22 protein-coding genes and 1 riboswitch are annotated in these 25,991 nt (G+C 72.4%); of the genes, 16 read left to right on the top strand and 6 right to left on the bottom strand.

Annotated elements, in window-relative coordinates:
• The first annotated feature begins 24 nt into the window (after positions 1–24).
• The gene (gene sucD, locus ACWD11_RS02280) at positions 25–909 is read left to right on the top strand and encodes a succinate--CoA ligase subunit alpha (RefSeq protein ID WP_250071099.1); all 885 of its coding nucleotides are present in this window, start codon (positions 25–27) and stop codon (positions 907–909) included.
• A gap of 58 nt (positions 910–967) precedes the next feature.
• On the opposite strand, the gene ACWD11_RS02275 is transcribed toward sucD, so the two are convergent.
• Positions 968–2,095, bottom strand: a complete 1,128-nt coding sequence (locus ACWD11_RS02275; protein WP_389415341.1) for a helix-turn-helix domain-containing protein — start codon at positions 2,093–2,095, stop codon at positions 968–970.
• A 96-nt stretch (positions 2,096–2,191) separates the two neighbouring features.
• On the opposite strand from ACWD11_RS02275, the gene ACWD11_RS02270 reads away from it, so the two are divergent.
• Positions 2,192–3,913 (top strand): cell division protein PerM, encoded by a 1,722-nt coding sequence (locus tag ACWD11_RS02270; RefSeq protein ID WP_451280766.1) that lies wholly within the window; start codon positions 2,192–2,194, stop codon positions 3,911–3,913.
• Between the two features lie 55 nt (positions 3,914–3,968).
• Here ACWD11_RS02270 and ACWD11_RS02265 read toward each other — a convergent pair whose 3' ends face one another.
• The gene (locus tag ACWD11_RS02265; protein ID WP_389415339.1) at positions 3,969–4,748 is read right to left on the bottom strand and encodes a hypothetical protein; all 780 of its coding nucleotides are present in this window, start codon (positions 4,746–4,748) and stop codon (positions 3,969–3,971) included.
• Between the two features lie 295 nt (positions 4,749–5,043).
• Here ACWD11_RS02265 and purN point away from each other — a divergent pair, with 295 nt between their 5' ends.
• Positions 5,044–5,661 carry a phosphoribosylglycinamide formyltransferase gene (purN, locus tag ACWD11_RS02260; RefSeq protein WP_451280764.1) on the top strand — a complete coding sequence of 206 codons (618 nt, stop codon included), beginning with the start codon at positions 5,044–5,046 and terminating at the stop codon, positions 5,659–5,661.
• The gene (purH, locus tag ACWD11_RS02255) at positions 5,658–7,220 is read left to right on the top strand and encodes a bifunctional phosphoribosylaminoimidazolecarboxamide formyltransferase/IMP cyclohydrolase (RefSeq protein ID WP_451280762.1); all 1,563 of its coding nucleotides are present in this window, start codon (positions 5,658–5,660) and stop codon (positions 7,218–7,220) included. Before purN ends, purH begins: the two co-directional genes overlap by 4 nt.
• 73 nt (positions 7,221–7,293) lie before the next feature.
• Here the strand turns inward: purH and ACWD11_RS02250 are convergent, their stop codons facing one another.
• Positions 7,294–7,896 carry a proline-rich domain-containing protein gene (locus ACWD11_RS02250; RefSeq protein ID WP_451280760.1) on the bottom strand — a complete coding sequence of 201 codons (603 nt, stop codon included), beginning with the start codon at positions 7,894–7,896 and terminating at the stop codon, positions 7,294–7,296.
• A gap of 246 nt (positions 7,897–8,142) precedes the next feature.
• On the opposite strand from ACWD11_RS02250, the gene ACWD11_RS02245 reads away from it, so the two are divergent.
• The 4 genes from ACWD11_RS02245 (at position 8,143) to ACWD11_RS02230 (ending at position 12,687) form a co-directional block, all read left to right on the top strand.
• On the top strand, positions 8,143–8,997 hold the full coding sequence (locus tag ACWD11_RS02245) for a bifunctional methylenetetrahydrofolate dehydrogenase/methenyltetrahydrofolate cyclohydrolase (RefSeq protein ID WP_389415335.1): 855 nt from the start codon (positions 8,143–8,145) through the stop codon (positions 8,995–8,997).
• A complete protein-coding gene (locus tag ACWD11_RS02240) occupies positions 8,987–9,463 on the top strand; it encodes a DUF3017 domain-containing protein (protein WP_389415334.1) in 477 nt (158 codons plus the stop codon). The genes ACWD11_RS02245 and ACWD11_RS02240 overlap by 11 nt, the downstream gene beginning before the upstream one ends.
• A gap of 567 nt (positions 9,464–10,030) precedes the next feature.
• Complete coding sequence (locus ACWD11_RS02235) at positions 10,031–11,200, top strand: helix-turn-helix domain-containing protein (RefSeq protein WP_389415333.1); 1,170 nt, start codon at positions 10,031–10,033, stop codon at positions 11,198–11,200.
• A 497-nt stretch (positions 11,201–11,697) separates the two neighbouring features.
• The gene (locus ACWD11_RS02230; protein WP_389415332.1) at positions 11,698–12,687 is read left to right on the top strand and encodes a malate dehydrogenase; all 990 of its coding nucleotides are present in this window, start codon (positions 11,698–11,700) and stop codon (positions 12,685–12,687) included.
• A 94-nt stretch (positions 12,688–12,781) separates the two neighbouring features.
• Here ACWD11_RS02230 and ACWD11_RS02225 read toward each other — a convergent pair whose 3' ends face one another.
• Positions 12,782–13,663 (bottom strand): GNAT family N-acetyltransferase, encoded by an 882-nt coding sequence (locus ACWD11_RS02225; protein ID WP_451280757.1) that lies wholly within the window; start codon positions 13,661–13,663, stop codon positions 12,782–12,784.
• 218 nt (positions 13,664–13,881) lie between these two features.
• Here ACWD11_RS02225 and ACWD11_RS02220 point away from each other — a divergent pair, with 218 nt between their 5' ends.
• The 5 genes from ACWD11_RS02220 to ACWD11_RS02200 are packed head-to-tail and all read left to right on the top strand — an operon-like array spanning position 13,882 to position 20,933.
• Positions 13,882–15,381, top strand: coding sequence for an aldehyde dehydrogenase family protein (locus ACWD11_RS02220; protein ID WP_451280755.1), 1,500 nt, complete (start codon positions 13,882–13,884; stop codon positions 15,379–15,381).
• 33 nt (positions 15,382–15,414) lie between these two features.
• Positions 15,415–16,956 carry a GMC family oxidoreductase gene (locus tag ACWD11_RS02215; protein ID WP_389415329.1) on the top strand — a complete coding sequence of 514 codons (1,542 nt, stop codon included), beginning with the start codon at positions 15,415–15,417 and terminating at the stop codon, positions 16,954–16,956.
• On the top strand, positions 16,953–18,044 hold the full coding sequence (locus tag ACWD11_RS02210; protein ID WP_389415328.1) for a quaternary amine ABC transporter ATP-binding protein: 1,092 nt from the start codon (positions 16,953–16,955) through the stop codon (positions 18,042–18,044). Before ACWD11_RS02215 ends, ACWD11_RS02210 begins: the two co-directional genes overlap by 4 nt.
• Positions 18,044–19,978: an ABC transporter permease gene (locus tag ACWD11_RS02205; protein ID WP_451280752.1), complete on the top strand. Its 1,935-nt coding sequence runs from the start codon at positions 18,044–18,046 to the stop codon at positions 19,976–19,978. Before ACWD11_RS02210 ends, ACWD11_RS02205 begins: the two co-directional genes overlap by 1 nt.
• 1 nt (position 19,979) lies before the next feature.
• On the top strand, positions 19,980–20,933 hold the full coding sequence (locus tag ACWD11_RS02200) for an ABC transporter substrate-binding protein (protein ID WP_451280750.1): 954 nt from the start codon (positions 19,980–19,982) through the stop codon (positions 20,931–20,933).
• A 44-nt stretch (positions 20,934–20,977) separates the two neighbouring features.
• On the opposite strand, the gene ACWD11_RS02195 is transcribed toward ACWD11_RS02200, so the two are convergent.
• Positions 20,978–21,490 carry a carboxymuconolactone decarboxylase family protein gene (locus ACWD11_RS02195; RefSeq protein WP_389415634.1) on the bottom strand — a complete coding sequence of 171 codons (513 nt, stop codon included), beginning with the start codon at positions 21,488–21,490 and terminating at the stop codon, positions 20,978–20,980.
• Between the two features lie 52 nt (positions 21,491–21,542).
• On the opposite strand from ACWD11_RS02195, the gene pdxR reads away from it, so the two are divergent.
• From pdxR to ACWD11_RS02180, 3 genes are read left to right on the top strand one after another with little or no spacing between them, the layout of a single operon-like run.
• Positions 21,543–22,940, top strand: coding sequence for a MocR-like pyridoxine biosynthesis transcription factor PdxR (gene pdxR / locus ACWD11_RS02190; protein ID WP_451280748.1), 1,398 nt, complete (start codon positions 21,543–21,545; stop codon positions 22,938–22,940).
• A gap of 39 nt (positions 22,941–22,979) precedes the next feature.
• Complete coding sequence (locus ACWD11_RS02185) at positions 22,980–23,357, top strand: hypothetical protein (RefSeq protein WP_389415324.1); 378 nt, start codon at positions 22,980–22,982, stop codon at positions 23,355–23,357.
• A gap of 23 nt (positions 23,358–23,380) precedes the next feature.
• A complete protein-coding gene (locus tag ACWD11_RS02180) occupies positions 23,381–24,565 on the top strand; it encodes a glutathionylspermidine synthase family protein (RefSeq protein ID WP_451280746.1) in 1,185 nt (394 codons plus the stop codon).
• Here the strand turns inward: ACWD11_RS02180 and rocD are convergent.
• Positions 24,562–25,767: an ornithine--oxo-acid transaminase gene (rocD, locus tag ACWD11_RS02175; protein WP_451280744.1), complete on the bottom strand. Its 1,206-nt coding sequence runs from the start codon at positions 25,765–25,767 to the stop codon at positions 24,562–24,564. The genes ACWD11_RS02180 and rocD overlap by 4 nt on opposite strands.
• Before the next feature lie 101 nt (positions 25,768–25,868).
• Positions 25,869–25,958: riboswitch (ZMP/ZTP riboswitch) on the top strand.
• Positions 25,959–25,991 lie beyond the last annotated feature (33 nt).

The raw sequence follows: 25,991 nt of genomic DNA, 5'->3' as shown, positions 1-25,991 counted from the left end.
CTCAGGACGAGGACAGAACACACCATGGCTATCTGGCTCAACAAGGACAGCAAGGTCATCGTCCAGGGCATGACCGGCGCCACGGGCATGAAGCACACCAAGCTCATGCTCGGCGACGGCACCACGGTCGTGGGCGGCGTGAACCCGCGCAAGGCGGGCACCTCCGTCGACTTCGACGGCACCGAGGTACCGGTCTTCGGTACCGTCAAGGAGGCCATCGAGGCCACCGGCGCCAACGTCTCCGTCATCTTCGTGCCGGAGAAGTTCACCAAGGACGCGGTCGTCGAGGCCATCGACGCCGAGATCCCGCTGGCCGTCGTGATCACCGAGGGCATCGCCGTGCACGACTCGGCGTCGTTCTGGGCGTACGCCGGCAAGAAGGGCAACAAGACCCGGATCATCGGCCCGAACTGCCCCGGCATCATCACCCCGGGTCAGTCGAACGTCGGCATCATCCCGGGCGACATCACCAAGCCGGGCCGTATCGGTCTGGTCTCGAAGTCCGGCACGCTGACGTACCAGATGATGTACGAGCTGCGTGACATCGGCTTCTCGACCGCCGTCGGCATCGGTGGCGACCCGATCATCGGCACCACGCACATCGACGCGCTCGCCGCGTTCGAGGCCGACCCCGAGACCGACCTGATCGTCATGATCGGCGAGATCGGTGGCGACGCCGAGGAGCGGGCCGCGGACTTCATCGCGAAGAACGTGACCAAGCCGGTCGTCGGTTACGTCGCGGGCTTCACCGCGCCCGAGGGCAAGACCATGGGCCACGCCGGCGCCATCGTCTCCGGTTCGTCCGGCACCGCCCAGGCGAAGAAGGAGGCCCTGGAGGCCGCCGGCGTCAAGGTCGGCAAGACGCCGACCGAGACGGCGAAGCTGGCGCGCGAGATCCTCAGCGCCTGAGCTTCCGGCTGATCCGTCGGATGGGCCCGTTCCCCGGTGGGGAGCGGGCCCATCGGCGTCATCCCGGCAGCGGTACCAGCCGCTGCGGACCGCTCGCCGTCTCCTGGCGCAGCTTGGCCCGCAGCTCCTGTTCCGTCTCGGACAGCGGGCCCGGGGCGACCTTCGGGGGGACGCCCTGGACGGTCCGGCCCGGTGAGACGGGCGCCTCGTACTGCCGGGGTGCGGTGCGCAGCGTCAGGGCCGTGGTGCCGATGAGGGCGACCGTGAAGGCGATGGCGGCGCGGGTCCAGAAGCTGGCCCGGCGCTCGCTGCCGGTGCGTACCGTCGGCGGCTTCGCGGCGCGCAGGCGCTCCGCCGACGCCACCTCGGCCAGCCGCCGGTGGAGTTCGGCGGGGTCGGCCAGCTCCGGCAGCCGCGCGGCCACCGCCTCGCGCGCGTGCAGCAGCCGGTTCGCCGCCGCGGGCGTGCTCGCCTCCGTCTCCGCCGCGGTGTCCGGGAGATCGAGGCCCACTCCGTCGTAGAGCAGCAGGGTGCGGCGGTACGGCGGCGGCAGGGTGAGGAGTACGTCCATCAGCGCGCGGTCGGAGGGGTTGGCGGGCGGTGGTTCGGGGTGCCGGTAGCGGGGGCGGAAGCGGTGCCAGGGGGAGAGGGCGTACTCGTACGCCGTCGCCCGCACCCAGCCCGCCGGATCCCGGTCGACGGCCACCTCCGGCCAGCGCTGCCAGGCGCGGTCGAAGGCCCGCTCGACCGACTCCCGGGCCAGCTCGCGTCGCCCCGTGAGCAGATAGGCCTGCCGTACGAGGGCGGGCGCGCAGAACGCGTAAAGCGCGTCGAAGGCCTGAGCGGGCGTCAGCGGCCGGGACGACTCGACCTCCGCGGGTGCCGGTTCGGGCGGCGGGGTCCGTACGGGCAGCTCGGCGGTGTCGGCGCTCTGCTGAGGTGCGGTCACCTCGGGCTCGTCCGGGGCCTCCTGGGCGGCCGGCGTCGTGGTCAGCTCGTTCAGCAGTCGCGCGTACGCCTCCCGCTTCCGGCCGCGCGGCGTCATGCGACCGGTCTCCCACGCGCGCACGGTCTCCCGGGTCACGCCCACCTGCGCCGCGACCTGAGCCTGCGTCAACGACTGGGCCTCGCGCAGGCGTCGGCGTTCCTTGGGCGGGGGCAGCGGGGTTGCAGGGCTCTGCGTCACGAGGTGCCCCTTCGGACGAAAATGTACATAAACGTATATTGAGCGACACAACGGGGGTTCGCCTGTTACGACGGGAAAGCGCGTGTCGTTGGGAGCATGGCGGGCGTGATCCAGCTGACCGTTCGTCGATCGCCGTTGTCGTCCCTGCTCAACCGGGCGCGCGACCGCTCCCCCGGACTGGCCGCGAGCCTCCTGGGTGGCGCCGTGGCCGCGGGCCTCGGTCTCGGCTCGCTCGCCGTGCTGGTGATGGTGCTGTGGATCAGCTCGCCCTACCCCGACAGCGGTCCCTCGGGCGCGCTGCACGTCGCCGCGGCGCTGTGGCTGCTGGCGCACGGCGCCGAACTGGTCCGCGTCGACACGCTGTCCGGCGTGCCCGCGCCGGTGGGCGTCACGCCGTTGCTGCTGCTCGCGCTCCCGGTGTGGCTGGTGCACCGCGCCGCGCGGGACGCGGTGGAGGGGGAGGAGTCGGAGGAGCCCACCGTCTCGGGGCGTACGGCCTGGGCGGGTGTCGTGCTCGGCTATCTCGCCGTGGGCGCCGCCGCCGCGGGGTACGCGGCGGGCGGGGTGCTCCGGCCGGACTGGGTGTGGACCGGGGTGTGGGTGCCGCTGGTCGTCATCGCAGCGGCCGGGGCGGGGGTGTGGACGGCGTACGGGCGGCCCCGGGACGCCGTGGACGAGGTGCTGATCCTGCTGCCGGCGGGGATGCGGCGGCCGGTCGTCGGGGGAGAGGCGCGGGCCCGTCTCGATGCCGCGGCACGGGCGGCCGGGGCGGGTACGGCGGTGCTGCTCGGGGGCGGGGCGCTGCTGCTGGCGGTGTCACTGGTGTGGCACGGCGGGGCGGCGCGGACGTCGTTCTTCCAGCTCACCGAGGGGTGGTCGGGGCAGTTCGCGGTGCTGCTGCTGTGTCTGGCGCTGATGCCGAACGCGGCGGTGTGGGGCACGGCGTACTCCCTGGGCCCCGGCTTCTCCCTCGGTGCGGGGCACGTCGTGGGGCCGCTGTTCTCCTCGCCCGCCGCGCTGCTGCCGCCGTTCCCCTTGCTGGCGGCGGTCCCGGAGGCGGGGCCGGGGACGCCGGTGAACTGGGCGGCGGGGGCGGTGCCGGTGCTGGCCGGGGTGACCGTGGGGTGGTTCGTGGGACGGGCCGGGAGCGCGGAGACGGACGGCTCGGCGTGGTCCCGGGGGCGGACCGCCGGAGCGGCGGTGCTGGCGGCGGTCCTGGGTGCGGCGGCCATGGCGGGGCTGGGCGCGATGGCGGGCGGTGCGCTCGGAGTGGCGGCGCTGGCCGGGTTCGGACCGGTGTGGTGGCAGGTGGGGGCCGCCGCGCTGGCGTGGGGCGTGCTGGTCGCGGTGCCGGTGGCGGTGGCGGTGCGGTGGTGGCGGTGCCGGTGGAGGGCGGACGGGCCCGCACCTCGGGTGGGGACGCCTCGGGCGGAGGAGCGGGGCGGGAAGGACGCGCCCGGAGGGAAGGACGCGCCCAGCGGGGAGGACGCGCTCGGAGGGAAGACTCCGTCGGCGGGTCGGACTCGGCGCGGCGTGAGGGCTCTGTTCGCCGGAAAGGCTCAGCGCGGGGAGAAGACTCAGGGCGGTGAGAAGGCCCCGCCCGGAGACAAGGCCTTTCACGAAGGAAAGATCCCGTCCGCCGCACAGGCTTCGTACGACGACGGCGACGACGACAGCTTCGAGCCGTACGACTTCCTGCCGACCGAGCCGGAGTCGGTCTGGCCGCCGGTCTGGCCGGCGGACGACGCGGCACGGGAGGCGCGCTGGGCCGCACTGCGGGAGGCGTCGGGGCAGGAGGACGCCCCCGAGTCCTCGTGACGCCCGCCCCTTCCGGGCCCGGACCCGGGGCGCGGCTCCGACCCCGGTCAGTGCCTCAGCCGGTGTCCCCCAGAACCCCGCGCAGCTCCTCCGGCAGCAGGTCCTCGCAGGCCTGCTTCGCCTGGTAGGTCAGGGCGTCGGTGGTGCAGGTGTAGTAGTCGTTGTACACCAGCTTCGCCGTGAAGCCCGCCGCCACCAGGGCGATCGCCAGGGACGCCGTGACCACACCGCTCACCGCGGCCGTCGTCTGGGGGCGGCCGGTGTTCGCCGGGGCCGGGGTGTCGGGGTCGGGGGTGCGGGGCTTGGCCCGCAGGGCGGTGATGCCCCAGTACAGGGCGAGCGCGCCGAGCATCAGGGCGACGTACGGCCAGCTGAACAGGGCGAAGAAGAAGGCCCACATGCCACAGAGCAGGGCGTAGCGCGCGCGGCGCTGCGAAGGGTCGGTCGGATCCCAGCGCATGTTCGTGCCGGGGCCGTCGTTGCCGCTCGGGGTCTCGGGGTTCGGGCCGGGGCGCTCGCCGAAGCCGCCGGAGGACCGGCCGGGCTGGCGGTCGCTCCACTGGCTGCCCCAGGGTGAGCCCTGGTCGCCGTCACCGGAGTCGCCGCCTCCGGATGCCGGGCGGCGCGGCTGCCACGGGCGGTCCGGGGTGCCCTCCGGCGGCGGCGCGAAGGGGTTGTCGTCCTTCGGCCTGGCGTCCCGCTCGTCGCCGCTGTTCCCGCCCGACGGCGCGTCCGGCGGCGAGGAGGGCCGCTCGCGCAGCAGCACGCCACGGCGCTCCCCTCCCTGCACCGGCTGCGGGGGGAGCGTGAGGAGTCGCAGGCTGCGGTCCGGCATCAAGTGAGCGTCTTCCCCTAGGTGATTACGGCTGACTACTGCTGGCGGCACCAGGTCCGTCACCCTGTGAACGCACCGTCCACGAACGGCGTTCCCGACCGGGCCCTTCTCAGACGCTACCTTCCGGCCACGCCCCCGTCCCGAGGGGGCTGCCCGGTGTGCCGGTATCGTTGCTGACGGTCGGCCGCTTCGTAGGCTTCCCCGTATCCGGGGGCCCGAAGCATTCGTACGAACGTACATACCGCCGTGCGGGCCCGGCCACCGTACCGACGCACCCCCGAGAAAGGCCCCCGCTGTGGCTGACAAGCGCCTCGTCGTGCTGGTCTCCGGATCCGGCACCAATCTCCAGGCGCTGCTCGACGCCATCGCCGCCGACGGCACCGAGGCCTACGGCGCCGAGATCGTGGCCGTCGGAGCCGACCGCGAGGGCATCGAAGGGCTGGCCCGCGCCGAGCGCGCCGGCATCCCGACCTTCGTACGGAAGGTCAAGGATTTCGGCAGCCGCGAGGAGTGGGACGCGGCGCTCGCCGAGGCCGTCGCCGGATACGAGCCCGATCTCGTGGTCTCCGCGGGGTTCATGAAGATCGTCGGCAAGGAATTCCTCGCGCGCTTCGGCGGCCGGTTCGTGAACACGCACCCCGCCCTGCTGCCCAGTTTTCCCGGCGCCCACGGCGTCCGTGACGCGCTCGCGTACGGCGCCAGGGTCACCGGCTGCACCGTCCACTTCGTCGACGACGGCGTCGACACCGGACCGATCATCGCGCAAGGCGTGGTCGAGGTCCGGGACGAGGACGACGAGAGCGCTCTGCACGAGCGCATCAAGGAAGTCGAGCGCAGGCTGCTCGTCGATGTCGTGGGGCGGCTCGCCCGCAACGGCTATCGCATTGAGGGACGAAAGGTAGTTATCCAGTGACCGCCGAGAGCAACAAGCGGGCCCTTCGACGGGCGCTCGTCAGCGTCTACGACAAGACGGGTCTCGAGGACCTCGCCCGCGGGCTGCACGAGGCCGGCGTCGAGCTGGTGTCGACCGGCTCCACGGCCTCCCGTATCGCCGCGGCCGGCGTCCCCGTCACCAAGGTGGAGGAGCTCACCGGCTTCCCCGAGTGCCTGGACGGCCGCGTCAAGACGCTGCACCCGAAGGTCCACGCGGGCATCCTCGCCGACCTGCGCCTGGAGGACCACCAGCGGCAGCTGGCGGAGCTCGGCGTGGCGCCGTTCGACCTGGTCGTCGTCAACCTCTACCCCTTCCGCGAGACCGTCGCCTCCGGCGCCTCCCCCGACGAGTGCGTCGAGCAGATCGACATCGGCGGCCCCTCGATGGTCCGCGCCGCCGCCAAGAACCACCCCTCGGTGGCCGTGGTGACCAGCCCCTCGCGGTACGCCGACGTCCTGGCGGCCGTGCGGGACGGCGGCTTCGACCTCGCCACGCGCAAGCGGCTCGCGGCGGAGGCCTTCCGGCACACCGCGGCCTACGACGTGGCGGTGGCGAGCTGGTTCGCGTCCGAGTACGCGCCCCTCGACGACTCCTCGTTCCCCGACTTCCTCGGCGCCACCTGGGAGCGGAAGAACACCCTGCGCTACGGCGAGAACCCGCACCAGCCGGCCGCGCTGTACACCTCCGAGTGCGGCGGTCTCGCCGAGGCCGAGCAGCTGCACGGCAAGGAGATGTCGTACAACAACTACACGGACACCGACGCCGCCCGCCGTGCCGCGTACGACCACGCCGAGCCGGCCGTCGCGATCATCAAGCACGCCAACCCGTGCGGGATCGCGGTCGGCGCGGATGTCGCCGAGGCGCACCGCAAGGCGCACGCCTGCGACCCGCTGTCGGCGTTCGGCGGGGTGATCGCCGTCAACCGCCCGGTGTCCAAGGAGATGGCCGAGCAGGTCGCGGAGATCTTCACCGAGGTCATCGTCGCGCCGGACTACGAGGAGGGGGCCCTGGAGGCCCTCGCCAAGAAGAAGAACATCCGCGTGCTGCGCTGCCCCGAGGCCCCGGCCGCCCCGGTCGAGGTCAAGGCCATCGACGGCGGCGCGCTGCTCCAGGTCACGGACCGCCTCCAGGCCGACGGCGACGACCCGGCCAACTGGACCCTGGCGACCGGCGAGGCGCTCTCCCCCGAGGAGCTCGCCGAGCTGTCCTTCGCCTGGCGGGCCTGCCGGGCGGTCAAGTCCAACGCCATCCTCCTCGCCAAGGACGGCGCCTCGGTCGGCGTCGGCATGGGGCAGGTGAACCGGGTCGACTCCGCGAAGCTGGCGGTGGAGCGGGCGGGCGCCGAGCGCGCGCAGGGCTCCTACGCCGCCTCCGACGCGTTCTTCCCCTTCCCCGACGGCCTGGAGATCCTGACCGAGGCCGGCGTCAAGGCGGTCGTCCAGCCCGGCGGTTCGGTCCGCGACGAGCAGGTGATCGAGGCGGCGAAGAAGGCGGGCGTGACGATGTACTTCACGGGGACGCGGCACTTCTTCCACTGAGTCCACGAGTAAAGGGCCGTGTCCCCCTGATCCGGGTGGGACACGGCCCTTGATGCGCAAGGGCGCGCACTGTTCAGTGCCGCGGGCGCTTGAACCACTCCGCGCTCGACCGCTTCGCCGCGAAGACGATCACCAGGATCGCGAGGATCATGATGAGCAGGCCCAGGAGGTAGATGCCGAGTGCGAAGATGCCGCTGACGATCGCGAACGACGCGTAGACGATCGAGCAGACGCGGACGCCGTTGCGGCCCTTGGCGAACTGCAGCAGCAGCACCAGCCCGAGGATCGCGAAGACGGCGGCCAGGCCCAGGAAGAAGACCACGACGCCCTTGCCCAGATCCGCGTAGCGCTCGGCCTCGGCGTCACCGGTGACGCCCGCCTCGAGCATCGTCTGGTCCCAGTCGGCCAACGCCACGCCGTACACGGCGGCGATGACGATGTGGCACAGGGCGATCACGCCGAGCATGATCTGCGCGGCACGGGTGATGCCGGGCATCCGGGCCGGACCGGCCGGCGGGTAGCCGTAACCGCCGGGGTGCACCGGAGGACCCGCGGGGTAGGCGCCGTAGCCCTGCGGCGGGACGCCGGGCGGCTGGCCCTGCTGCGGATAGCCGTAACCGGGGTTCGGCTGCTGGGGCGGGGGCCCGTACGGGCTGTTCGGTTCGCCGAAACTCATGGCGGTGTTCCTCCGTGTGACTGCGGGGACGACGAGCGGCACGGTTCGGAGGAAGGTTCAACAGATGCGGTTCGTCCCCCCGGTACTGCCCGCGGCACTGTGGCCACAATCGTTCTTCAGTGGCCGGTTCGTTGTCCAGCCGTACTCCCTATGTGTTGTGCAAGTGCAACACACCTGATCATGGGCGGACAGCCGGCCGGGGGCCCGGATTGGAAGAGGGACCCCGTCATCCGCGAGGATGGGGCCATGACCGCCCAGATTCTCGATGGCAAGGCCACCGCAGCCGCGATCAAGTCCGATCTGACCGCCCGTGTGGCGGCGCTGAAGGAGAAGGGCGTCACGCCCGGCCTCGGCACGATCCTGGTCGGGGACGACCCCGGCAGCCAGAAGTACGTCGCCGGCAAGCACCGCGACTGCGCCGAGGTCGGCATCGCCTCCATCCAGCGCCAACTGCCCGCCACCGCCACCCAGGACGAGATCGAGGCGGTCGTACGGGAGCTGAACGAGGACCCCGCCTGCACCGGCTACATCGTCCAGCTGCCGCTGCCCAAGGGCATCGACGAGAACCGCATCCTGGAGCTGATGGACCCGGACAAGGACGCGGACGGCCTGCACCCGATGAACCTCGGCCGCCTCGTCCTGAACGAGCCGGCCCCCCTGCCCTGCACCCCCAACGGCGTCCTCACCCTCCTGCGCCGCTACGGCGTGGAGATCAAGGGCGCCGAGGTCGTGGTCGTCGGCCGTGGTGTGACCATCGGCCGGCCGATGCCGCTGCTGCTCACCCGGCGCAGCGAGAACGCCACCGTGACCCAGTGCCACACCGGCACCCGCGATCTGTCGGCGCACCTCAAGCGCGCGGACATCATCGTCGCGGCCGCCGGTTCCGCCCACCTCATCCGTCCCGAGGACGTGAAGCCCGGCGCGGCCGTGCTCGACGTCGGTGTCTCGCGCAGCGCCGAGGGCAGGATCGTCGGCGACGTCCACCCGGACGTGGCGGAGGTGGCCGGCTGGATCTCCCCCAACCCCGGCGGCGTCGGCCCGATGACCCGGGCCCAGCTGCTGGTCAACGTGGTCGAGGCGGCGGAGCGCAGTGTCGGCTGAGCGGCCCTTCGAGCCGGACGACGAGATCGAGGTCCGGGACGCGGTCAGCGCGCCGGACGCCGAGGGCCGGCCGCGCCGTACGACCCGCCGCTTCCCGCTGTTCACCCGGGACACCGCGCGCCCCGAGGGCGGCGGCCGGGCCGCTCCCGGTGACGCCCCGGCACCGGCTCGCCAGTGGCCGGTCCTGCTGGTGCTCGTGCTCGTCGGCACCGGCCTGCTCGTGACCGCTCTGGACGCCTTCCGCGCCGGGACCCTGCTGATCGGGGTGGCCCTGATCGGTGGCGGGCTGCTGCGCTGGCTGGTCCCGGACGTCGGCATGCTCGCGGTCCGCTCCCGCTTCACCGACATCCTCACCTACGGCGTGCTCGGCACCGCGATTCTCCTGCTGGCGCTGATGGTGCAGCCGGACCCCTTGCTGGAGATCCCGTTCCTCAAGGACACCCTGCACTTCACGGTCAGCAACTAGCACATCCGTACGACGGCGGCCCGTCCTCTCCCCCGAGCAAGGACGGGCCGCCGCCGTGCGTCCACCTTCCCGCGCCGGGAAGTGCCTGTTCAACGGCTGTCAGGGCGCTGTGGCACAGCGGTGACCGTTCCGCCACGGTGTGCGCGGCCTGCCACAGCGCGCGGAGCTCCGGAACCGCTGGGGCCGGATGGGCGTCGTGTGCATGCGGTGACGGGATATGTGCGGTCTGTGTGTTGATGTGTTGACAAGTTTGCGGATTTGGATCGAAGTCGGTCGACAGTCGGGCTAGCGTGGCCAATCGGGACGGTCCGGGACGTCCCGCACGGCTGTCAGCGGCGTCACCGGGGGGAGACGGGCCGAGAGGAAACGGGCGGTGGGAGACTGGACCACGGCCCGCCAGGCGTGCGACGGTGCATGCCCACGGCCCCCTACGCTCCCGTGCGCCCCCACCCCGGGAACTGAGATCCTGACTCGGCGCATCCCACTGGGTAGCCAGAACGGGACTCGGCAGAGGGTGACACGCGCGGGGAACGTACAGCACGAACCGGGGGGAAGAGGGGGGAAGCAATGCCTCGTTGGAAGGACTTGCCGGATGAACTGGATCCGCAGGTCAGAGAGTTCGCCAGCCAGTTGCGCCGGCTCGTGGACCGCAGTGGCCTGAGCATCGCAGCGGTGGCCGACCGGACGGGTTACAGCAAGACGTCCTGGGAGCGGTATCTGAACGGGCGGCTGCTCGCGCCGAAGGGCGCGATCGTGGCGCTGGCCGAGGTGACCGGGACCAATCCGGTCCACCTCACGACGATGTGGGAGCTCGCCGAGCGCGCCTGGAGCCGTTCGGAGATGCGGCACGACATGACGATGGAGGCGATCCGGATCTCGCAGGCGCGCGCCGCGCTGGGCGAGTTCGGTGCGCCTCCGGCGAACGCGAAGGGTGCCCGGACGGCCCGCAGGAACGGCAGCGCGACGGCGACGCCGGGCATCGCGGGTCCGGCGGGGGTGGCGCCGACGGTGCCGCCGCGGTCCGCGGACGCCGATGACGTACGGGACTCGGTGGAGGAAGCGGCGGCGTCGGGCCCCAACTCCTGGGGCATGGCGGGGTACCGGGGCCCGTCGCGGACCGGGAGCAACGGCGGCGGTACGGCACCGTCCGCGAGCCCGGCACCGGCTCCGCAGCCGACTCCGTCGTACAGCGAACCGCCGCGTGGGCCGCGGGCCGGGCATGCCGCCGCTCCCTCGGGCGAGAGCCGGGGCAAGCGTCGGCTGACGATGTTCCTGGCGGGCGTCGTGGGCGTGCTGGTGGTGGTCGCCGCCGCGTTCTTCCTGACGGACGGCGGCGGCGCGAAGAACGAGAGCGGTACGAAGTCCCCCTCGCCGACGGTGACCAAGGACGCGGAGCTGCCTCCGGGCGTGGAGTGCAGCGGGGCGTCCTGCACCGGCAAGGACGCGGAGAGCATGGGGTGCAGCGGTGACCTGGTGACGACCGCGAAGACGGCGACCGTGGGCACGACGGTGGTGGAGGTCCGGTACAGCGAGACCTGCAGTGCCGCGTGGGGCCGGATCACCCAGGGGGCCGAGGGCGACCAGGTCCGGGTGAGCGTGGGCAAGTCGGAGCAGACCGGCGCGATCACGGTCACCGGTGACACGATCGCGTACACCCCGATGGTCGCGGTCAAGGACGCGGGCGACGCGACGGCCTGCGTGACCCTCGCGGCGGGTCAGGAGGGCTGCACGAAGTAGCGCGGCGGGCGAGCCGAGCGGGAGGGTGCGTCCCCGCGCGGGGCGGGCGAGCGGGAAGGTGCGTCCCCGCGCGGGGGCCGAGCTGGGGGTGCGTCCGCGCGCGGCGGCCGAGCGGGGGGCGTCCCCCGGTCAGGGGACGTCAGGGGGCGAGATGTGGCCGCCGGGCCCGGCGGCACCGGGACGGTCGCTGAGGCGGGTAAAGAAATTCGGCGGCGCAGGATTAGCCGCCGTCATCCCGGGCACGCGCACGGTACCCCCACGGGAGTCCGGCAACCCGGCACCCCCACTCGGCGGCCGCCTCGTTCCACCTCTCCCGGACGGGCGGCCGCCCCCTTTGGGGGGTCTGTGGGGGGTCTGTGGGGTGGGCCACACCGACCCGGACGCCCGGGATCCCGGAGGCGCGATAGCCTGACCGCTGGATCTCTCTTGACGCCAAGAGATCGATCAAACATCCGGGGCAGCGACGCCCCACCGCCAGCTGTCATACGGAGAACGCCATGACCCGCACTCCCGTGAACGTCACCGTCACCGGCGCGGCCGGCCAGATCGGTTACGCCCTGCTCTTCCGCATCGCCTCCGGCCAGCTGCTCGGCGCGGACGTGCCGGTCAAGCTGCGCCTCCTGGAGATCACCCCGGCGCTGAAGGCCGCCGAAGGCACGGCCATGGAGCTGGACGACTGCGCGTTCCCGCTTCTCCAGGGCATCGAGATCAGCGACGACCCGAACGTCGCCTTCGACGGCGCCAACGTCGCCCTCCTCGTCGGCGCCCGCCCCCGCACCAAGGGCATGGAGCGCGGCGACCTGCTGGAGGCCAACGGCGGCATCTTCAAGCCGCAGGGCAAGGCCATCAACGACCACGCCGCGGACGACATCAAGGTCCTCGTCGTCGGCAACCCGGCCAACACCAACGCCCTGATCGCCCAGGCCGCCGCCCCGGACGTACCGGCCGAGCGCTTCACCGCGATGACCCGCCTCGACCACAACCGCGCGCTGACCCAGCTCGCGAAGAAGACCGGTTCCACGGTCGCCGACATCCAGCGGCTCACCATCTGGGGCAACCACTCCGCCACCCAGTACCCGGACATCTTCCACGCCACCATCGCCGGCAAGAATGCCGCCGAGGTCGTGAACGACGAGCAGTGGCTGGCCGACGACTTCATCCCGACCGTCGCCAAGCGCGGCGCCGCCATCATCGAGGCCCGCGGCGCCTCCTCGGCCGCCTCGGCCGCCAACGCCGCCATCGACCACGTTCACACCTGGGTCAACGGCACCGCCGACGGCGACTGGGTCTCCATGGGCATCCCGTCGGACGGCTCCTACGGCGTCCCGGAGGGTCTGATCTCCTCCTTCCCCGTCACCTGCAAGGACGGCAAGTACGAGATCGTCCAGGGCCTGGAGATCAACGAGTTCTCCCGCGCCCGTATCGACGCCTCCGTGGCCGAGCTCGCGGAGGAGCGCGAGGCGGTCCGCGCCCTCGGCCTCATCTGAGCCCCGGCTCGGTCAGTACCCCGCACAGGCCCCGCTCCGGTCTCCGCCGGAACGGGGCCTGTGGTCCGTTCGGTCCACTTCCCCGGGCGGACCGTCACAGCCGCTTCTCGAACCAGTGCCCGGCGTACACGTTGTCGTCGTACCGCGGGATCTCCCGGTACCCGCACGCCCGGTACATCGCCTGCGCCTCCGCGAGCACGACGTGCGTGTCCAGCCGTACGACCGTCACGTCCCGTGCCGACGCCTCGCGTTCGAGCGCGCTGAGCAGCCGGCGGGCCAGTCCCAGGCGCCGGGCGTCCGGGTGCACCCACACATGGCGGATCTCGCCGACGCCCGGCTCCAGCCGCCGCAGCGCCCCGCAGCCCACCGGCAGGCCCTCCTCGTACGCCACGAAGAACGCCCCGGCGTCCCCGGAGACCTCCTCCGGCCGGACGAGAGCGCCGGGGTCGAAGCCTTCCGGGAAGCGGGCGTCGAGGTCGGTGGCGTAGGCGTCGAGGCACGCGCGTGCGTCCCCGCTCGCGCCGTCGACGTGCCGCACGGTGATGGCGGCGAGGCGCAGCAGGCGGCGGGTGGTGGCCATCGCCTCGGTCAGTTCGGTGCGCTGGCCCTCGGTGAGGCCGCCGAGGAGGTCCGCCACCAGGGCGTTGGCGCGCCGCTGCTGCTCCTTGAGCTCGACGCGTCCGGCGGGCGTCAGCTCCACCATCCGTGACCGGCTGTCCTCGGGATGCACCCTGACCCGGACCACGCCCTGCGCCTCCAGCGCCCGGGTCATCCGGCTCAAGTACCCGGCGTCCAGGCCGAGTCGGCTCCTGAGCTCCCGCAGGGACACCCCGTCACCGATCTCGAACAGCAGCCGGGCCTCGCCGAGAGGGCGGTCCTGGCCGAGGTAGTGGTCGTCGAGGGCGCCGATCCGGCGCGTGAAGTAGCGGTTGAAGCGGCGGAAAGCCGTCACATGCTCCGTCGACACGGGCTCCATATTTCTTTGACTTTAGTCAAAGTTCTCGAGGGAGTCCAGGTTCCAGGAGGACGCGCCGTGCAATTCGCCCTCTTTGCCCGCATCTTCCGTGACGCCGCCCACTTTCGGCCATGGATCGCGCATGCAATCGAGGAGGCCAGGGCAGGTGCTGCCGGTCCCAGAAGGTGACACCCAGGTGACTCAGGGGCACCGAACAGGAACGGAAGGCAATACCGATCATGGCAAGGCAGTACGAACGACGGACGATCCATGTCGGCGGCGAGTGGCGCGAAGCGATCTCCGGCGCCACCCGCGACATCGTCGACCCAGCGGTCGCCCGGCCCTTCGCCGTGGTCGCGGAGGGCGACGAGCAGGACACCGACCTGGCGGTCGCGGCCGCTCGCCGTGCCTTCGACGAGGGCGACTGGCCGCGCACCCCGGCCGCCGAACGCGCCGCCCTGCTGCGCCGCGTCGCCGACCTGCTGGTGCGCGACCGCGAGGAACTCGGCGCGCTGGAGAGCCGGGACGCGGGCAAGACCCTGGAAGAGGGCCGCGTCGACATCGACTGTGTCGCCGATGCCTTCCGCTACTTCGCCGCCCTCGTCGCCGCCGAGGCCCCGGGCCGGGTGGTGGACGCGGGCTCACCCGACATCCACAGCGTCGTCGTGCACGAGCCGGTCGGCGTCTGCGCCCTGATCACCCCCTGGAACTACCCGCTCCTCCAGGCCAGTTGGAAGATCGCTCCGGCACTCGCCGCGGGCAACACCTTCGTCGTCAAGCCGAGCGAGATCACCCCGCTGACGACCGTCGCGCTGATCGGCCTGCTGACCGAGGCAGGACTGCCGAGCGGTGTCGCCAACATCGTGACCGGGCCGGGCCATTCGGTCGGCGCCCGGCTCGCCGAGCACCCCGACATCGACCTCATCTCCTTCACCGGCGGCCTGGTCAGCGGCACCAAGGTGGCGCAGGCCGCCGCACCGGGCGTGAAGAAGGTCGCCCTCGAACTCGGCGGCAAGAACCCCAACGTCGTCTTCGCCGACGCCTGCGCCACCGACGAGAGCTTCGACACCGCCGTCGACCAGGCCCTCAACGCCGCCTTCATCCACAGCGGCCAGGTCTGCTCGGCCGGTGCCCGCCTCATCGTCGAGGAGTCGGTGCGGGACCGCTTCGTCACCGAACTCGCCCGCCGGGCAGGCCACATCAGGCTCGGCCGCGGCACCGACGAGGGCGTCGAGTGCGGCCCCCTCGTCTCCGAGCAGCAGCGCGCGAAGGTCGAGGCGTACGTCGCCTCCGCGCTGGAGGAGGGTGCCGTCCTGCGCACCGGCGGCAAGCGCCCGGAAGGGCTCGGCGCCGGCTACTTCTACGAGCCGACCGTCCTCGACGCCTGCCACCGCGAGATGAAGGTCGTCCGCGAAGAGGTCTTCGGCCCGGTCCTCACCGTCGAGACCTTCCGCACCGAGGACGAGGCCGTCGCCCTCGCCAACGACACCGAGTACGGCCTCGCGGGCGCCGTCTGGACCGCCGACGCCGGCCGCGCCCGCCGGGTCGCCGGGCGGCTGCGCCACGGCACCGTCTGGATCAACGACTTCCACCCCTACCTCCCGCAGGCGGAGTGGGGCGGCTTCGGCAAGAGCGGCGTCGGCCGCGAGCTGGGCCCCGCCGGCCTCGCCGAGTACCGCGAGAGCAAGCACGTCTACCAGAACCTCGCCCCGAAGCCCGTCCGCTGGTTCGCCGGCTGACCCCCTCCGCCCCGCACCTCCTGGAGCACCCCCATGCCCCCTCTGTCCGCGAACACCCATGTCTACGACTACGTCGTCATCGGCGGCGGCACCGCAGGCTCCGTCATCGCCTCCCGGCTGACCGAGAACCCCGATGTCACCGTCGCCGTCATCGAGGGCGGCCCCAGCGACGTCGGCCGGGACGACGTGCTGACCCTGCGCCGCTGGATGGGCCTGCTCGGCGGCGACCTCGACTACGACTACCCCACCACCGAGCAGCCACGCGGCAACTCCCACATCCGGCACAGCCGCGCCCGCGTGCTCGGCGGATGTTCGTCGCACAACACCCTGATCGCCTTCAAGCCCCTGCCCTCCGACTGGGACGAGTGGGAGGCGGCCGGCGCCGAGGGCTGGGGCGCGGTGCCGATGGAGGCGTACTGGGCGCGGCTGCTGAACAACATCGTCCCGGTCGACGAGAAGGACCGGAACGCCATCGCCCGCGACTTCGTCGACGCGGCGCAGAAGGCGCTCGGCGTCCCGCGCGTGGAGGGCTTCAACGACAAGCCGTTCACCGAGGGCGCCGGCTTCTTCGACCTCGCCTACCACCCGGAGAACAACAAGCGGTCGTCCGCCTCGGTGGCGTATCTGCACCCGGTGATGGACGAGCGCCCCAACCTGACGATCCTGCTGGAGACCTGGGCCTACCGGCTGGAGCTGGACGGCACCCGCGCACAAGGCGTGCACGTACGCGCCAAGGACGGCGAGGAGTTCCTCGTCCGCGCCCGCAACGAGGTGCTGCTGTGCGCCGGTGCCGTCGACTCGCCGCGGCTACTGCTGCACTCGGGCATCGGGCGCCGCGCGGACCTGGAGGCGCTCGGCATACCCGTGGCGCTCGACCTGCCCGGCGTCGGCGAGAACCTGCTCGACCACCCCGAGTCGGTGATCGTCTGGGAGACCGACGGCCCCATCCCGGAGAACTCCGCGATGGACTCCGACGCGGGCCTGTTCGTGCGCCGCGACCCCGAACACGCGGGCCCCGACCTGATGTTCCACTTCTACCAGATCCCCTTCACGGACAACCCCGAGCGCCTGGGCTACCAACGTCCGGAGTTCGGCGTCTCGATGACCCCCAACATCCCCAAGCCGAAGAGCCGTGGCCGGCTGTACCTGACCAGCCCGGACCCCTCGGTCAAGCCCGCGCTGGACTTCCGCTACTTCACCGACGAGGACGACTACGACGCGCGGACCCTGGTCGACGGCATCCGCATCGCCCGCGAGATCGCCAGGACCGAGCCGCTGGCCGGCTGGCTCAAGCGCGAGGTCTGCCCGGGCCCGGAGATCGTCGGTGACGCGGAGCTCAGCGAGTACGCCCGCAAGGCCGCGCACACCGTCTACCACCCGGCCGGCACCTGCCGGATGGGCGCGGCCGACGACGAACTCGCCGTGGTGGACCCCGAGCTGCGCATCCGCGGCCTGGAGAACATCCGCATCGCCGACGCCTCCGTCTTCCCGACCATGCCCGCCGTGAACCCGATGATCGGCGTACTGATGGTCGGGGAACGCGCGGTGGACCTGATCGGCGGCGATGCCCGATGAGCGGCACTCCGGTCTTCTCCGTGCAGGGCCTGTGGAAGGTCTTCGGCCGCAAGGCCGACCGCGTCCCCGCCGACCCCGGACTCGCCGCGCTCGCCCCCGCCGAGCTGCGCGCCCGCACCGGCTGCACGGCGGCGGTGCGGGACGTCTCCTTCGACGTCCGCAAGGGCGAGGTCTTCGTGGTGATGGGCCTGTCCGGCTCGGGCAAGTCCACGCTCGTGCGCTGTCTGACCCGCTTGATCGAGCCGACCTCCGGCACGATCGCCATCGACGGCGAGGACGTCCGCGCCATGGACACCGCCCGGCTGCGCCGGCTGCGCCGCCACCGCGCGGCGATGGTCTTCCAGCACTTCGGCCTGCTGCCCCACCGCACGGTCCTCGACAACGTCGCCTACGGCCTGCAGATCCAGGGCGTCGGCAGGTCCGAACGCCGCGCACGCGCCGCCGAGGTCGTGGCCAAGGTCGGCCTGGCCGGTCTGGAACAGCGCAGACCCAGCCAGCTCTCGGGCGGCCAGCGCCAGCGCGTGGGCCTGGCCCGCGCCCTCGCGGTGGACCCCGAAGTGCTGCTGTTCGACGAGCCCTTCAGCGCCCTCGACCCCCTGATCCGCCGGGACATGCAGGAGGAGGTCGTCCGGCTGCACCGCGAAGAGGGCCGCACCATGGTCTTCATCACGCACGACCTGAACGAGGCCCTCAAACTGGGCGACCGCATCGCCCTGATGCGCGACGGCAAGGTGGTCCAACTGGGCACCCCGGAACAGATCGTGGGCTCCCCGGCCGACGACTACGTCCGGGAGTTCGTCCGGGACGTACCGCGCGAGCAGGTCATGACGGTGCGTACGGCGATGCGGCCCGCGTCCGCGGAGGAGGCCGGCAACGGCCCGGCGCTCGCCCCGGACGCCACGGTGTCCGAGGCCATCGAGGCGGTCGCCCGTACGGGCAGCCCCGCCCGGATCGTGGACCGCGGCCGCTGCCTCGGCGTGGTGGACGCCGCCGCCCTGCTGGGCGTCGTGGCCGGCGGATCCGCCGTCGGCACGGGTGGCCGTGCCGCCGGGCCGACGCCCGTCGATCCCACCCCGGAGCCGGTCTGATGGCGACGATCACCGCACCGGCGCCCCGCACCCTGCCGCGCGTCCTGAGAAACCGAGCCGCGGCCAAGCTCACCCTGCTCGCCCTGGCCGCCGCGATCCTCGTCCCGCTGGCCCACGCCCGCTGGGCGAGCGGCAGCTGGCCGGACGCCCTCACCGTCGACCTCACCGGCCCGCTGACCAGGACCAGCGACTGGATCATCGACAACCGGGACAGCCACCCCCTGTTCCTCCACTTCCTGGGCCACGTCAGCAACGCCGTCGTCCTCGGCGTACGCGCCGTGTACCTGGTGCTGCTCGCCGCGGGCTGGGCCGGCGTCACCGCGGTCGGCGCGCTTGTCGCCTGGCGCGTCGCAGGCGCCGGGCTCGCCCTGGGCACCGCCGCCGCCTTTCTGGCCTGCGGCGCCCTCGGCATGTGGGTGCCGACCATGCAGACCCTCGCCCTGATGACGGTCGCCGTGCTGGCGTCCGTCGCCGTCGGCGCCCTCCTCGGGCTCGCCGCGGGCCTCTCGGACCGGATGGACCGCGTCCTGCGCCCGGTCCTGGACACCATGCAGGTCCTCCCCGCCTTCGCCTACCTCCTCCCGGTCGTCCTGGTCTTCGGCATCGGTGTCCCCGCGGCCGTCCTCGCCACCGTCGTCTACGCCGCCCCGCCCATGGCCCGCCTCACCGCGCTCGGCCTGCGCTGCGCCGACCAGGAGGTGCTGGAGGCCGTCGACTCCCTCGGCGCCACCGCCCGCCAGCGGCTGCTGACCGCCCGAATCCCGCTGGCCCGCAAGGAACTCCTCCTCGGCGTCAACCAGTCGATCATGATGGCGCTGTCCATGGCCGTCATCGCGTCGGTCATCGGCGCCGGCGGCCTCGGTGACCGCGTCTACCAGGCGCTGGCCTCGGTCGACGTGGGCGCCGCCCTGGCGGCCGGCATCCCGATCGTGCTGCTGGCGGTCGTCCTGGACCGCGTCACCGCCGCGGCCGCCGACGGCACCGAACGGACGGGCCGCGCGGCATGGGCGTACGCCCTCGGCGCCGCCCTGGCCGCCGCCGTCGCCGGACGTCTCGTGGGCCGCCTCGACTGGCCCGACGCCTGGGTGCTGAACATCGCCGCCCCGGTCAACCGGGCCGTCGACTGGATGACCGCCCACCTCTACTCGGGCGTCCCGGTCGTCGGCGGCACCGCGGAGTGGGCGGGCCACTTCACGACCTGGGTCCTGGACCCCGTACGCGACGGCCTGCAGTGGCTGCCCTGGTGGGCCGTCCTGCTCGTCGTCGCCGCCCTCGCCTGGCTGATCGGCACCTGGCGCACCGCGCTCACCGCGACCCTCGCCATGGCCGCGATCGGCGTGCTCGGAGCCTGGGAACCGTCCCTGGACACCCTGTCCCAGGTGCTCGCCGCCGTCGCCGTCACCCTCGTCCTGGGCGTCGCGACCGGCATCGCCGCGGCCCGCAACGACCGGGTGGACCGCGCTCTGCGCCCCGTCCTGGACGTCTTCCAGACGATGCCGCAGTTCGTGTACCTGATCCCGGTCGTCGCCCTGTTCGGCGTCGGCCGCGCCCCCGCGGTGGCGGCGGCCGTCGTCTACGCCCTGCCCGCCGTCGTCCGGATCACCGCCCAGGGCCTGCGCCGGATCGACCCTGCCGCCCTGGAGTCGGCCCGCTCGCTCGGCGCGACCCCGGCCCAGCAGCTGTGGCAGGTGCAGCTCCCGCTCGCCCGCCGCTCCTTGCTGCTCGCCGTCAACCAGGGCGTGGTCCTGGTCCTCGCCGTCGTCATCATCGGCGGCCTGGTCGGCGGCGGCGCGCTCGGCTACGACGTCGTCTTCGGCCTCGCCCAGGGCGACCTCGCCACCGGCCTGGTGGCCGGCGCCGCGATCGTCTGCCTCGGTCTGATGCTCGACCGGGTGACCCAGCCGACGGAACGCCGCACGAAGAAGGGAGCGTGACATGCGCGTCCGTGTCACCACGACCGCGGCGGTGGGTGCGCTGCTGCTGCTCACCGGCTGCGGCGCCGCCGACATGACCCGGCAGGCCTCGCCGTTCGCCAACGCCCAGGGTGCGAAGACGGTCACCCTGTCCGTCCAGTCCTGGGTCGGCGCCCAGGCCAACGTGGCCGTCGCCCAGTACCTGCTGGAACACGAACTCGGCTACCGCGTCGACACCGTCCAGGTCGACGAGGTCCCCGCCTGGGACGCGCTCAGCCAGGGCCGGGTCGACGCGATCATGGAGGACTGGGGCCACCCCGACCAGGAACAGCGGTACGTCGAGGACAAGAAGACGATCGTGAACGGCGGCGGCCTCGGCGTCACCGGCCACATCGGCTGGTACGTCCCCACGTACTTCGCGAAGCAGCACCCCGACGTCACCGACTGGAAGAACCTCAACCGGTACGCCGACCGGCTCCGCACCCCGGAGAGCGGCGGCAAGGGCCAGCTGCTGGACGGCTCGCCCTCCTACGTCACCCACGACAAGGCACTGGTGAAGAACCTCGACCTGGACTACCAGGTGGTCTTCGCCGGTTCCGAGGCCGCCCAGATCACCCAGATCAAGCAGTTCGCCAAGGAGAGGAAGCCCTTCCTGACCTACTGGTACGCCCCCCAGTGGCTGTTCGAGAAGGTCCCCATGACCGAGGTGAAGCTGCCGGCGTACCAGGAGGGCTGCGACGCGGATCCGGAGAAGGTCGCCTGCGCCTATCCGCACACCCCGCTGCAGAAGTACCTCAACGCCGACTTCGCGCAGGACGGCGGGAAGGCCGCGGCCTTCCTGAAGAAGTTCCGCTGGACGACCGAGGACCAGAACGAGGTCTCCCTGATGATCGCCGAACAGAAGCTCACCCCCGAGGAGGCGGCGAGGAAGTGGGCGGACAGCCACGAGTCCACCTGGCGTCCGTGGCTGTCCTGACGGTCACGGCCCGGACGTGATCCGGGCGCGGCACACCCCGGCGGTCAGTGCCGGCCCGGCTGGTAGTGCCCCGGCGTCACCCGGCAGGTCACGCCGAACCGGTTCCAGGCGTTGATCACCGCGATCGAGGCGATCAACTGGGCCAGTTCCGGCTCCTCGAAGTGGGCGGCGGCCTTCGCGTACACCTCGTCGGGCACGAAACCCTCGGTGAGCACGGTGACCGCCTCGGTCAGCGCGAGCGCCGCGAGCTCCTTCTCGGTGTAGAAGTGCGCCGACTCCTCCCAGGCGGAGAGCTGGATGATCCGCTCCACGCTCTCCCCGGCCGCCAGGGCGTCCTTGGAGTGCATGTCCACGCACATGGCGCAGTGGTTGAGCTGCGAGGCGCGGACCTTCACCAGCTCCAGCAGCTTCGGGTCCAGACCCCGCCGGGCCGCCGCGTCGAGCCGGACCATCGCCTTGTAGACCTCGGGCGCGTGGTCGGCCCAGCGCAGCCGAGGGGGGTGCTCGGGCGCGTACTCGACGGTGGCTTCGGCAGGGGCGGTGTGATCACTGGTCATCGTCATGCCTCGACCCTACGAAGCGAAAGGCCCAGGAGTATGGTCCATTTCCATGGCAGACGCATGGGCCACTTCTCGGGCCCTGGGGATCGACCTCCACCTGGACCCGGCCACCGGACCCGGTCTGCGCCGGGGCCTCACCGACGCCCTGCGCGAGGCCGTCCGCACGGGCCGGCTGGCGCCCGGCACCCGGCTGCCCTCCTCCCGCTCCCTCTCCGCCGACCTCGGCATCGCCCGCAACACGGTCGCCGACGCCTACACCGACCTCGTCGCCGAGGGCTGGCTCACCGCCCGCCAGGGCTCGGGCACCCGGGTCGCCGAGGGCCGCTCCACACCCCCCACGGCCACCGCTCCGACCCGCCGCGCCCGCCCCCGCCCCACCCACGACCTGACCGCCGGCACCCCCGACCTCGCCGCCTTCCCCCGCGCCGAATGGCTCAAGGCGGCCCGCCGAGCCCTCAACACCGCCCCCTACGACGTCCTCGGCTACGGCGACCCCCGCGGCCGCATCGAACTGCGCACCGCCCTCGCGGCCTACCTCTCCCGCGCCCGCGGCGTCCGCGCCCACCCCGAACGCATCGTCATCTGCTCCGGCTTCCCCCAGGGCCTGCACCTGCTCGGCTCGGTCCTGCGGGCCCGCGGAGCCCGGACGATCGCCGTCGAGTCGTACGGACTCCCCGAACACCGCGCCGTCCTGGCCGGCACCGGCCTCGCCACCACCCCCTTGCCCTTCGACGAACTCGGCACCGACCCAGCCGATTTGACCGACGAGGGTGCCGTACTGCTCACCCCCGCCCACCAGTTCCCGATGGGCGCCGACCTGCACCGCTCCCGGCGGGCGGCCGTCGTGGACTGGGCCCGCCGCACCGGCGGCCTGATCCTGGAGGACGACTACGACGGCGAGTTCCGCTACGACCGCCAGCCCGTCGGCGCACTCCAGGGCCTGGACCCCGACCACGTCGTCTACCTGGGAACCGCCAGCAAGTCCCTCGCCCCCGGCCTGCGCCTGGCCTGGCTGGTCCTGCCGCCCGCCCTGGTGGAACCGGTGACCCGGGCCAAGGGCGACGTGGACAGCTGCGGGGTGCTCGACCAGCTGACCCTGGCCGAGTTCATCGGCCACGGTGCCCATGACCGCCATGTCCGCGCCTCCCGGCTGCGCTACCGCCGACGCCGGGACGCCCTGGTCACCGCCCTCACCGAGCGCGCCCCGACGGTCCGGGCCACCGGGATCGCGGCCGGCCTGCACGCCGTGCTGTGCCTGCCGCCCGGCACCGAGGCATCGGTCCTCCAGGCGGCCCGCTGGCAGGGCCTGTCCCTGTTCGGCCTGGCCCACTTCCGCCATGACAAGGCCATCGCCGAACCCCTCGACGCCCTGGTCGTCGGCTACGGAACCCCGCCCGACCATGCCTGGGCGGGGGCCCTCGAAGCCCTTTGCCGGGTGCTGCCGTAGGGTAATCGTCCAGCCGAAGGACACGGGGAGAGACGGGATATGGCTCGCACGAAGCGCCGACTGCGCTCCAGCACGGTGGTGTTGGGCGGTATGGGAGTCGTCGCGGCGGCACTGACCTCCTGCGGCTCCGAGCCCGACCGCCGCTGCGTCGACCGGGACAGCTACACCTGGGACGGCTACAAGGTCATCGCCGACAAGAACTGCACGTCGGGCGCCTCGGGTTCCTCCGGCTCCTCGTACGGCAAGGGCGGCAAGAGCGGCAAGAGTGGCAAGAAGAAGGGCGGCGGCGCCGACGCCGCCTGGTACTACGACGCCGAAGTCGACGGCGGCTACGCCGACTACGGCACCTTCAGCCGCAGCGACGCCGTCGACCGCGGCGGCTTCGGGTGCTCGGGCTCCGGCAGCGGCGGCGGCTGACCCGGACCGTCCGGACGTCCACCATGGAACGCCGCACCATAGAACCCCGCCCCGGCTGGCAGCGGACCGTCGAGGAACAGGGCCTGATCTACCCGCTCACCCGCTACCCCGACAACTCCCTGCGCCCGTACTGGGACGAGAGCGCCTACTACGTCTTCTCCCTGGAGGAGGTCGAGGCGCTGGAGGAGGTCGTCGAGGAACTCCACCGCATGTGCCTGCGGGCGGCGGAGCACATCGTCACCTCCGGGCGCCTCGCCGACCTCGGCATCACCGACCCGCGCGTGGCGGAAGCGGTCACCGAGGCCTGGCACCGCCGCACCGAACTCCCGTCCCTCTACGGCCGCTTCGACCTGCGCTACGACGGCCGCGGCCCGGCGAAGCTCCTGGAGTACAACGCCGACACCCCCACCTCCCTGGTCGAGGCCGCCTCCCCGCAGTGGTTCTGGATGGAGGAGCGCTTCCCGGGCGCCGACCAGTGGAACTCGCTGCACGAACGCCTGGTCGCCGCCTGGAGGAAACAGGCCCCCCTCCTCCCGCCCGGCAGCCCGCTGTACTTCGCGCACTCCGCCGCCGACGAGCTCGGCGAGGACCTGATGACGGTCGCCTACCTCAAGGAGACCGCCGAGCAGGCCGGCCTCGACACCGACTGGATCTCCATGGAGGAGATCGGCTGGGACCGTCTCTCCGGCCGCTTCGTCGACAACCGGCTCCGCTTCATCCGCAGCTGCTTCAAGCTCTACCCCTGGGAGTGGCTCACCACCGACCGCTTCGCCGGCCACGTCCTGGACACCCTCGACAACGGCGGCGGCACCGGATCCACCCTCTGGATCGAACCCGCCTGGAAGATGCTCCTGTCCAACAAGGCCCTGCTGGCGATCCTCTGGGAGCTCCACCCCGGCCACCCCAACCTGCTCCCCGCCCACCTCGACGGCCCCCGCGACCTCGCCCGCACCACCGGCTACGTCGCCAAGCCCCTGCTGGGCCGCGAAGGCGCGGGCGTCACCGTCCACCAACCGGGCACCGACCCCGTCCCGCGCGACGAGCCCTGCTGCTATCAGGAGCTGGCACCCCTGCCCGACTTCGACGGCAACCGGGTCGTCCTCGGCGCCTGGGTCGTCGAGGACGAAGCGGCAGGCCTGGGCATCCGCGAATCGGCGGGACTGATCACCGACGAGTACGCCCGCTTCCTGCCCCATGTGATCCTCTAGACCCCCAGCACCGCCCGCAGCTGGGCGAGCCCCCAGTCCAGATCCTCCTTGCCGATCACCAGCGGCGGGGCGATCCTCAGCGTCGCGCCATGGGTGTCCTTCACCAGCACACCCCGCTCCATCAGCTTCTCCGACACCTCCCGGCCCGTCCCGTACGCCGGGGCGATGTCCACCCCCGCCCACAGCCCGCGCCCCCGCACCTGTGTCACCCGCCCCATGTCCACCAGGGCGGCCAGCTCCCGGTGCAGATGCGCGCCGAGCTCCGCCGACCGCGCCTGGTACTCGCCCGACCGCACCATCGCGATCACCTCCAGCGCCACCGCACAGGCCAGCGGATTCCCCCCGAACGTCGACCCGTGCTCCCCGGGCCGGAACACCCCCAGCACCTCGGCCGACGACACCACCGCCGACACCGGCACCACGCCGCCGCCGAGCGCCTTGCCCAGCACATACATGTCCGGCACCACCCCCTCGTGCTCACACGCGAAGGTCCGCCCCGTCCGCCCGAGCCCCGACTGGATCTCATCGGCCACGAACAGCACGTTCCGCTCCCGGGCCAGCTCCCGCACCGCCGGCAGATAACCGGACGGCGGCACGATCACCCCCGACTCGCCCTGGATCGGCTCCAGCAGCACCGCGACCGTGTTCTCCGTCATCGCCGCCCGCATCGCCGTCAGATCCCCGTACGGCACGATCTCGAACCCGGGCGTGTACGGCCCGAAGTCGGCGCGCGCCTCCCGGTCGGTGGAGAAGCTGATGACCGTCGTCGTACGGCCGTGGAAGTTGCCGCCCGCGACCACGATCTTCGCCATCTCCGCGGGCACGCCCTTGACCCGGTACCCCCACTTCCGGGCCGTCTTCACCGCGGTCTCCACCGCCTCCGCCCCGGTGTTCATCGGCAGCACCATCTCCATGCCGCACAGCCGCGCGAGCTCCTCGCAGAACGCGGCGTACCGGTCGTGATGGAACGCCCGCGACGTCAGCGTCACCCGCTCCAGCTGCGCCTTGGCCGCCTCGATGATCCGCCGGTTGCGATGACCGAAGTTGAGCGCCGAGTAACCGGCCAGCAGATCCAGATACCGCCGCCCCTCCACATCCGTCATCCACGCCCCGTCGGCCGAGGCGACGACGACCGGCAGCGGCGCGTAGTTGTGCGCGCCGTGCGCCTCGGCCGCGGCGATGAGGGTTTCCGTAGTGGTCACGGGACCTCCAGAAGACTCCGGGAGACGAGCGGAGTCCCCTTCCTATCCTCGCTCGGATGGTGGACGCGGGACCTTCACCCGACGGCGCGCCCGGTAGGCTGACGGCGGGCCGTGACTGGCGCGCTGGGATGGGACCGACCATCGGGGAGCGGCCCGGTCGTGACTGTGTGCCGTGCGCCTGGGCCGAACCGTGAACGCTGAAACCACGCCGTCCGGAGGCCGAC

Source organism: Streptomyces sp. NPDC002776, assembly GCF_053592195.1.
This window is presented reverse-complemented; position numbering and strand designations above follow the sequence as displayed.